General features: G+C 70.5%; 12 protein-coding genes. All 12 read left to right on the top strand.

Annotation, left to right across the window (positions count from 1 at the left end; translation table 11 throughout):
• Positions 1–18 precede the first annotated feature (18 nt).
• Positions 19–342: an RRQRL motif-containing zinc-binding protein gene (locus tag LG634_RS37220; RefSeq protein ID WP_226740948.1), complete on the top strand. Its 324-nt coding sequence runs from the start codon at positions 19–21 to the stop codon at positions 340–342.
• Between the two features lie 22 nt (positions 343–364).
• Positions 365–814, top strand: coding sequence for an NUDIX domain-containing protein (locus tag LG634_RS37215; protein ID WP_226740945.1), 450 nt, complete (start codon positions 365–367; stop codon positions 812–814).
• A gap of 18 nt (positions 815–832) precedes the next feature.
• Complete coding sequence (locus LG634_RS37210) at positions 833–1024, top strand: hypothetical protein (protein ID WP_226740944.1); 192 nt, start codon at positions 833–835, stop codon at positions 1022–1024.
• 5 nt (positions 1025–1029) lie between these two features.
• The gene (gene kilB, locus LG634_RS37205) at positions 1030–1485 is read left to right on the top strand and encodes a plasmid transfer protein KilB (RefSeq protein ID WP_226740942.1); all 456 of its coding nucleotides are present in this window, start codon (positions 1030–1032) and stop codon (positions 1483–1485) included.
• Positions 1486–1541: 56 nt separating this feature from the next.
• A complete protein-coding gene (locus LG634_RS37200; protein WP_226740941.1) occupies positions 1542–2150 on the top strand; it encodes a hypothetical protein in 609 nt (202 codons plus the stop codon).
• A gap of 1 nt (position 2151) precedes the next feature.
• The gene (locus tag LG634_RS37195; RefSeq protein ID WP_226740947.1) at positions 2152–2367 is read left to right on the top strand and encodes a hypothetical protein; all 216 of its coding nucleotides are present in this window, start codon (positions 2152–2154) and stop codon (positions 2365–2367) included.
• Between the two features lie 680 nt (positions 2368–3047).
• Positions 3048–3518, top strand: coding sequence for a hypothetical protein (locus LG634_RS37190; protein ID WP_226740940.1), 471 nt, complete (start codon positions 3048–3050; stop codon positions 3516–3518).
• Positions 3519–3534: 16 nt separating this feature from the next.
• The gene (locus tag LG634_RS37185) at positions 3535–3927 is read left to right on the top strand and encodes a hypothetical protein (RefSeq protein ID WP_226740938.1); all 393 of its coding nucleotides are present in this window, start codon (positions 3535–3537) and stop codon (positions 3925–3927) included.
• Between the two features lie 12 nt (positions 3928–3939).
• A complete protein-coding gene (locus LG634_RS37180; protein WP_226740937.1) occupies positions 3940–6108 on the top strand; it encodes a hypothetical protein in 2169 nt (722 codons plus the stop codon).
• Positions 6105–6554 carry a DUF6197 family protein gene (locus tag LG634_RS37175; protein WP_226740935.1) on the top strand — a complete coding sequence of 150 codons (450 nt, stop codon included), beginning with the start codon at positions 6105–6107 and terminating at the stop codon, positions 6552–6554. Before LG634_RS37180 ends, LG634_RS37175 begins: the two co-directional genes overlap by 4 nt.
• A gap of 16 nt (positions 6555–6570) precedes the next feature.
• Positions 6571–6732, top strand: a complete 162-nt coding sequence (locus tag LG634_RS37170; RefSeq protein ID WP_226740934.1) for a hypothetical protein — start codon at positions 6571–6573, stop codon at positions 6730–6732.
• A gap of 95 nt (positions 6733–6827) precedes the next feature.
• The coding region (locus tag LG634_RS37165; protein WP_226740932.1) for a bifunctional DNA primase/polymerase at positions 6828–7348 on the top strand (521 nt) is incomplete at its 3' end.

Raw genomic sequence — 7348 nt, 5'->3', positions numbered from 1 at the left:
CCAGGAAGAGAGCCCCCGGTGACCTGCCTGCCCGTCTACCCCTGGCACCTGGCCCCGGACGGCCTGGCCACCCGCCGACAACTGCGTGCCGCCGGGCTGCGGCCCGGCGGACAGGACGTGACAGCCCAGCTGGAGCGCCCGCGCCGTCGGCGCGGGCCGCTGGTCGCCTACCTCTACCGGATCGATCTCGCCCTGCCTGTCCGGCCGATGACCCCGGGCCGGTGGGCGGCCCTCGTCAAGGCCAACCGCGCCCGCCGCACGTGCCCCGCCTGCGGCAGGGACGCGGGCTACGTCATCCCCTCCCACCTCGGCGCCTGCACCCCGTGCGCCTACCCCGTCTGACCTTTCCCGAGGAGACATTCCCATGACCGAGACCATGCCGGAGACGATCCGCTACACCGCCGACGTGGTGTGCATCCGTGGCGGCGACGTGCTCGTGATCGAGCGTGGCTGGCCGCCCCACCAGGGCAAGCTGGCCCTGCCCGGCGGGCACGTGGACCCGGGCGAGACCTCCCGTGAGGCCGCCGCCCGGGAACTGCTGGAGGAGACCGGCGTCCACGTCCCCTTGGACGCCCTGGTGCTGGTCGGCGTGTACGACGCCCCTGAGCGCGACCCGCGCGGCCGGTACGTCACCGCCGCCTACGCAGCCGCCGTCCCCGCCGACACCACCGCCACGGCCGGCGATGACGCCGCGGGCGTGCAGTGGGTTCCGCTGAACGCACCCGGTCCCCTCGCGTTCGACCACGGCCAGATCGTCTCCGCCGCCTGGCGCCAGATCCAGCTCGCGGCCAACCACACCACCCTTCGACCCTGAAGAGGCCAGGGAGTTCTGATGCTCAACCGTCTGCGTCGTCTCGCCTTCCCCATCTTCCTGCTCGCCGGTATCGGCGTGGCCGTCCGCACCTGGGCGGAACTGTCCGCCCACGGTGTCAGCCTGTCGCTGACCCTCGCCTGTTCGCTGGCCGCCGTCGCGGTCGGCGCCCAGCTCGGCCGGGTGCTGTCCGACGTTCTGGACCGGGACTGACCGTCATGGGTTCCACGCTGATAGCCGTGCTGGGCACGCTGGCCGGTGCGGTCCTCACCGCGCTGCTCCACCGCCGGGCCCTGTCCCTTCAGATCGACTCCGCCCGCGCCGACCAAGCTCGGGCGGACCAGTTGGCCGCACTGGCGGGGTTCGCAGCGGCGGTAGCGGATCACCGGCGGGCAATGTGGGTGCGTGAGCACCTGCGCCTGACCGGCGCACCCGCCGAGGACGTGGAACGGGCCCGGCAGGAGAGCCACAGCACCCGCTCGGCCCTGACCAACCCGCACATGAGCCTCGGCATCCTGCTGCCCGAACTCCACGAAGCAGCGAACCGAGCCGTGGAAGCGACCTACGCCCTGCGGAACGCCGGCAACCTCGACCAGCTCAACGAGCGCCGCGGGGAGGCCCTGTTGGCCATGGACGCGTTCACCGCCGCAGCCCGCACTGCCCTGGGCGCCTGACCTCTCCCCGCGCCACCCCTGACCTGCACGCCCAAGCACAGGAAGGAGGAACCGTCATGTCCGGAATCGACTGGGACGAGGAGTTCACTGGCATGAACCCCGCGGCCCCGGAGAAGCCCAGCACGTCGTCCAAGTTCTCCGCCAAGATCGGCGGGGTCCGCCGCAACACCGCCGCGCTCGCCGTGTGCGGCACGATCGCCGTCCTCGCGGTGTGCGGCACGGTCGTGGCCGTCACCAGCATGCAGGGCGAGCAGGCCGCTCAGGACCGGGCCCGGGCGAAGGAGCAGGCCGCGAACGCCCTGGTCGAGGTGGAAGCCGACAAGCAGCGGGCACAGGTCGAGGAAGCCGCGGCCAAGACGCTGTACGAGCGGGAGATGGCCGTCTACCTGGAGTGCATGAAGATCCGGTCGGCTGCGGTGGCCAAGGCCGCCTCGTACGACGTCGCGAGGATCCCCTCCTGCGATGCGCCGACCCTTGGCGGCGCATCCGCCAAGGCGGAGGAGCCCTCCGACGGCGGCGGCTCGATCACGGCCAGCCCCTGGCTGTGGGTGGCGCTCGTCGGCGGCGGCGGCCTGTTCGCCTACAAGAAGCTCTCCGCTCCCTCCGGTTCTGCTGCTGTCGCCCCCGCGAGCAACAAGGGATTCACCTTCGAGAAGGGTGCATGAAATGACGCTCCAGTTCTTCGCCCTGGCCCTGTTCTGCTGGGCTCTGTTCTTCACTTTCAAGAAGACCAAGGGAAAGCAGATGGCGATCTGCATCATGCTGATCCTCTCCGGGATCTTCCTGCCGTACACGCCGTTCAGCGAGGAGATCCGCAGCACGCTCGAATCGGTCTTCAGCACGGCGAACGACACGGTCAGCAACATCGGAACGTCACGCTAAGCACGTGTCCGCGCGGGTTACGGGTTACCGGTTACGGGCCGTAGGAGCCGCCTCGTTCTGCCCTGAGCGGCCCGAACCGGCGTCCACGGGACCTGTAACCGGTAACCGGTAACCCCCCGACAACTACACAGTGTCACGTAAGGAGGCTCGTGGAACTCCTCGTACTCCTCGCCATCAGCTACCTCGCCGGCGTCAACAACACCCACGGCACATACGAGCGGGCGGGAATCAAGAAGCCCCCGCCGAAAGCGAAGGCAAAATGGCAGCCTGCACGCGCACCGGACACCTTTCGGAACGCCTCGTTCAATGCGGCAGCCAAGGCGCATTACGGGCTTCTTGCGGGTGCTCATTGGGCCGGAGGTCTGCGTGACGGGTGGCGTTCCTCCTACCTCAAGAAGCCCGGCTCTGTGCCTTCCGGTTCGTCTTCCGCTGTGCCGCCTGCGGGGGCCTCCGCGCCCTCTTCGGGTGCCACCGTGCCGCCGAAGCCCACCACACCCCCGAAGCCGACCGTTCCGCCGACGGTCCCGCCGTCGGCACCTGCCGGGCCCGGGCCTGCGAACCCGCCGCCCGCTCCTCCGGCCGCCGGGCCTCCCGGGCCGGCACCGACCGTCCCGCCGCCCGGCACCGTCCCCGGGCCGCCGACCGTCACGCTCCCTCAGCAGATCAGGAAGGACCCCGCGATGCAGCCCAACCCGCCCGTTCCGCACACCGCGACCGTCGATGCCCAGGGCGTCCACGTCACCACCGCCGCCGGGAAGTCCCGTACCTACAGCGGCGGCGAGGTCATGACCCTCACCCAGGTCATCGACCTGGCCGAAGGCGCGGCCACGTTGTGCCAGTCCAGCGCCGAGTCCTGCTTGCAGCTGGTGGACGAGTCCTCGGAGCTGGCCGCGGACTGCGACGTGCTGATCGCCGAGATCACGGAGAAGGGTGTCGGCGCCAACCTGATCGGCAAGTGCGAGCACCTGAAGGAACAGCTCAACCTCCAGGCCGCCACCGCCAGCAAGCTCCACGACCAGATCCAGGGCGGCGAGGAAGCCTGCCGGACGGCGTCGGCGAACGCCGAGGTCCGGCACGGCCAAATCTTCCGGGCCGTCGCGGACTCCCCGCTGACCAAGCCCGCCGAGCGCGACTTCTACAACGCCCGATAGCCAAGGAGAGCCCCGCATGTCTGTCAGCGAATCCCTTAAGGATGCCGTGACCTACGCGGCCCTGCGCGCCAAGCTCGCCTGGCTCACGCACCAGGTCCACGCCCATGCCGAGACCGTCACCACCCTCGCCACCACCGTGGACGAGACCGCGGAACAGATGCAGGACGCCGCCGAGACGATGAAGGCGCTGGCCGTCGACGCGGCGACCACCGCTGAGTTCGCGGACGCGGCCCTGGTCATGACCGGCGCCAAGGAAGCGGCCGGCGCCTACACCTCCGCTGCGGACAGCGCCGCCGCAGCTGCGGACGACGCGAAGACGACCGTCGAGAGCGACCACGGCGGCATCGCGGACGCGGTCGACACCAGCCCGGTTGAGATGGCCGAAGCCGCCTTCTACACCCAGCAGTAGGGAGGGCCGACCATGGGGCCGACCCGAGCACAGTTCATCCAGTACGCGCCCGCCGCTCTTGCCGTGGGAGCCCTCACGGCCGGCCCCTGGTCCGCCCTTGCCGCCGGAGCGGCCGGAGCGGGGGCCTGGGCCATCAACGCCTCCGCCCCCGCTCTGCGCTCCCTGATCGCCTGCGGCTTCACCGCCACCGGCTGCGGCATCGCCGCCCACCAGGCCCTCACGTCCGGCATGAACCCCCTGTTCGCCCTCGGGCTCGCCGTGCCGGCCGGAGCAGCCGTCCTCGCCCACCACCGCAACACCGCCGACCAGCTCGCCTCCCTCCCCGCTACGGCCGCGGCCCCTGGCAGCCAGACCTCTCAGGCGCAGTTGATCACCGCGTGGTGGAAGGAGTTCATCTCCGGTCCGACCCAGACCGAGGGCCGCAAGCTGATCCAGGCCGGTGCTGACCTCGCGCACCTGGTCCTGGACGCGGGGGATGACCACGTGTCGTTCAGCGGGGTCATCACGGTGCCCCAGGGCCAGCAAGTGCGGGTCAAGGCCGCAGACATCGCGGCCGTCTACCAAATCCCCGTCTCCCAGATCGAGATGGGCGACCCCAAGCACTACGCCCCGAACGCGCTGCCCGTCACCGTTCACCTCAAGAAGGCGCCGGAGCAGCCGCAGATCACGACTACCGGCGCCCCCACGACGCCGGAGCAGCTGTGGGCTGCGTACGTCGGGGGGCCGGACGGCGCCATGCCCGGCACCACCCTCGTCCTCACCCGCTACGACGGTCCCCTGGACTGGGAAGGGATCGCCACCCGGGACCGGAAGGCGATCGGGACGGTCAACCTCCAAGACCTCGCGGGGAACCTCGACCTGGAGACCATCCAGATCGCCCTGGCCCCCACGGACAAGCCCTCGCAGATGGGCGTGCGCGTGATGAGGGAGCACGCGCTGATGCACGGCACGATGCTCTCTGCGGTCGTGGACGAGCTGTCCATGGACTCACGCGGATACATCCGCCTGGGCACCTACATCGACGCCCGCGCCGCCCTGGTCCCCCTGGCCCAGCCCGGCTCGGGCGCCCGGCACCTGTACCTGGTCGGCGGCTCCCGCTCCGGGAAGTCCGGCGTGCTGGAACAGGTCCTGCTCTCCGCCCACCGCTCCCGTATCGCGGTGATCCTCGCCTCCCCGCAGGCCGGAACCATCGCCGGTGCCGGCCTGGCCGCCTACTGCGGCGACGGCCTGGACGAGGCGATGGGCGCGCTGCGCCTGGCCTACGCGATGATGCTCGACCGCGAAGCCCGCTACCGCTCCCCCGCCTTCCCCTTCACCGACCCGCTGATCCTGATCGTCATCGACGAAGCACACATGCTGCTGTCGGTCTCCTCTCCGTACCACGCGGAGGCCAAGGCGATCGTGGAGCAGTTGACCCGCCGGTCCCTCAAGCGCGGGATCGGCGTGGTCCTGGCCACCCAGACCCCGCTGGCCGAAGACCTCGGCAACTCGACCGTCATCCGCTCCCAGCTCCTGATCGGCGGCGGCGCGGTGTTCCTGCGCTGCGCCAAGGGCCAGGGCTCCCTGGTCGGTGCGAACGCGGTCGAGGGCGCGGAGGGCATCGACCTGTCGATGATCCCCTCCTCCTGGCCCGGCCAGTACGCCAAGGTCGCCGAGCGGGACATGAGCGGCCTGGACACCGAAGCCGCCGCCAACCCCGAGGACGGCACCTTCGGCCTCGGCTACCTCCTCACCCCCGGCTCACAGGCCGTCCAGTTCCGCTCCCTGCACCTGGACGTACCACCCACCACCCTCGCCGGAGGCATGCCGCCCGTCGCTGTCGAGGACTGCGAGGCATGGCGCCTGCGGGAGGCAATCGCCCTCACACCGATGGTCGACCAGCGCGGCAAGAACCTGGTCGGCAGCCTCACTGACCTCCTCACCAAAGCCCAGCAGGGACCGACCGCACTGCCGCAGCAGCGGGCCCAGACCGACCCCGCCGGCACCGGCGGGTCACCGGAAGGACAGGAGCTGATCAAGCCGCGAATCCTCGAACTCCTCAAGGAGGAATCCATCCCCATGACCGCCGAGACCATCGCCCGGAAGCTCGGCACAACCGCGAAGAACATCAAGCCGCGCCTGTCCGAGCTGAAGAAGCGCGACGAGGTCACCAACGAAAACGGACTGTGGAGGGCCGCATGAACACCCGCACCAAGACCGACTTCACCCCCGTCGACCAGACCCTGTACGCAAAGGCATTCCAGCTCCTCGACCCCACCCCGGACCCCGTCTCCCCCGCCGCTCCCGCGCCGGTGCCGTCCGTTCCTGCCGGGGTGCCCATGCACCGGCCCGGGGCCGTCGAGAAGACCCTCACGGACGCCCTCGCCTTCCTCGACACCCACGGCTGGGCCAGGCACACCCTCATCCACCCCGAAGGCGCCCGCTGCTCCATCGGAGCCCTGCGCGTAGCGGCAGGCGCCCGCAACGCCGCCTACTGCGACGCCGGGAACCTCCTGCTGGACGAGGCCCGCCGTCAGCACGGCAAGCGGTGGGAGTCCATCCCCGCCTGGAACGACTCCCACACCGGCGCCCAGGTACGCAGCGTGTGGGAGGCCGCCATCCAGCGCGCCCACCACCTGAACATCTGACCCGCTGGAGCCGCCTGTGTCGTTCCACTTCACCGACCCCAAGCAGAACAACGAGCCGCCGTTCACCTTCACCGGACCGAACCCGGCAGACCTTGAAGAACAGCTCCAGATGATCAACGACCTGGCGCACGAAATCCTCCGCCTGGTCGCCGACGTGCGCAGACAGATCAACGGCTGAACACCGCCCAGCAAACACGAGGGCGGCCCCGCCTCGCCAAAGACCGGGGCCGCCCTCATCCACAACGCATCAACAGACCTGTGGAGGTATCCAGCATGACCCAACCCACCCCCTCCGCGCAGCTGCGCGCGGCCCTCGCCCTCGCCGGGCGGGGCGTTCCCGTCCTGCCCTTACGGGAGGACAAGAGCCCGATGGGCAACTGCCGGACCTGCCGCAAGAACGCCTGCGGCGGCCGGCCGAACATGAAGACCCCCGGGCCGTGCGTCTGCGCGGCCCCGTGCCACGCCTGGGCCGCGGCCACGACCGACCTGGACATCCTCACGTCCCCCGCGTGGGCAGGCGCCTGGCAGCAGGCCGCAGCGGTCGCCTACCACCCCGGCGGTGCAGGGGTGACCGTGGTCGACCTGGACAACGCCGACGCGATCAACTGGGCCCGGCAGACTCTGCCCACCACGCGAACCGTGCCCAGCACCCGCGGCGAGCACTGGATCTACCTGGGCACGATGACCTCCCCCAACGCCGTACGCCCCGGCGTGGACATCAAGTCCCTCATGTCCTACGCCCGGTGGCTCGGACCCGGCACGGGCACCCTGACCGCCCTGCCCCACGTCGTACA

The organism is Streptomyces bambusae (genome assembly GCF_020532645.1).
Classification (GTDB): Bacteria; Actinomycetota; Actinomycetes; order Streptomycetales; family Streptomycetaceae; genus Streptomyces; species Streptomyces bambusae.
This window is presented reverse-complemented; position numbering and strand designations above follow the sequence as displayed.

Bases quoted from the DNA above. Each gene is read 5' to 3' on its own strand.
- LG634_RS37185 (WP_226740938.1), top strand. From the start codon at position 3,535: ATGTCTGTCAGCGAATCCCTTAAGGATGCCGTGACCTACGCGGCCCTG.
- LG634_RS37210 (WP_226740944.1), top strand. From the start codon at position 833: ATGCTCAACCGTCTGCGTCGTCTCGCCTTCCCCATCTTCCTGCTCGCC.
- LG634_RS37180 (WP_226740937.1), top strand. From the start codon at position 3,940: ATGGGGCCGACCCGAGCACAGTTCATCCAGTACGCGCCCGCCGCTCTT.
- LG634_RS37190 (WP_226740940.1), top strand. From the start codon at position 3,048: ATGCAGCCCAACCCGCCCGTTCCGCACACCGCGACCGTCGATGCCCAG.
- LG634_RS37215 (WP_226740945.1), top strand. From the start codon at position 365: ATGACCGAGACCATGCCGGAGACGATCCGCTACACCGCCGACGTGGTG.
- LG634_RS37195 (WP_226740947.1), top strand. From the start codon at position 2,152: ATGACGCTCCAGTTCTTCGCCCTGGCCCTGTTCTGCTGGGCTCTGTTC.
- kilB (WP_226740942.1), top strand. From the start codon at position 1,030: ATGGGTTCCACGCTGATAGCCGTGCTGGGCACGCTGGCCGGTGCGGTC.
- LG634_RS37175 (WP_226740935.1), top strand. From the start codon at position 6,105: ATGAACACCCGCACCAAGACCGACTTCACCCCCGTCGACCAGACCCTG.
- LG634_RS37200 (WP_226740941.1), top strand. From the start codon at position 1,542: ATGTCCGGAATCGACTGGGACGAGGAGTTCACTGGCATGAACCCCGCG.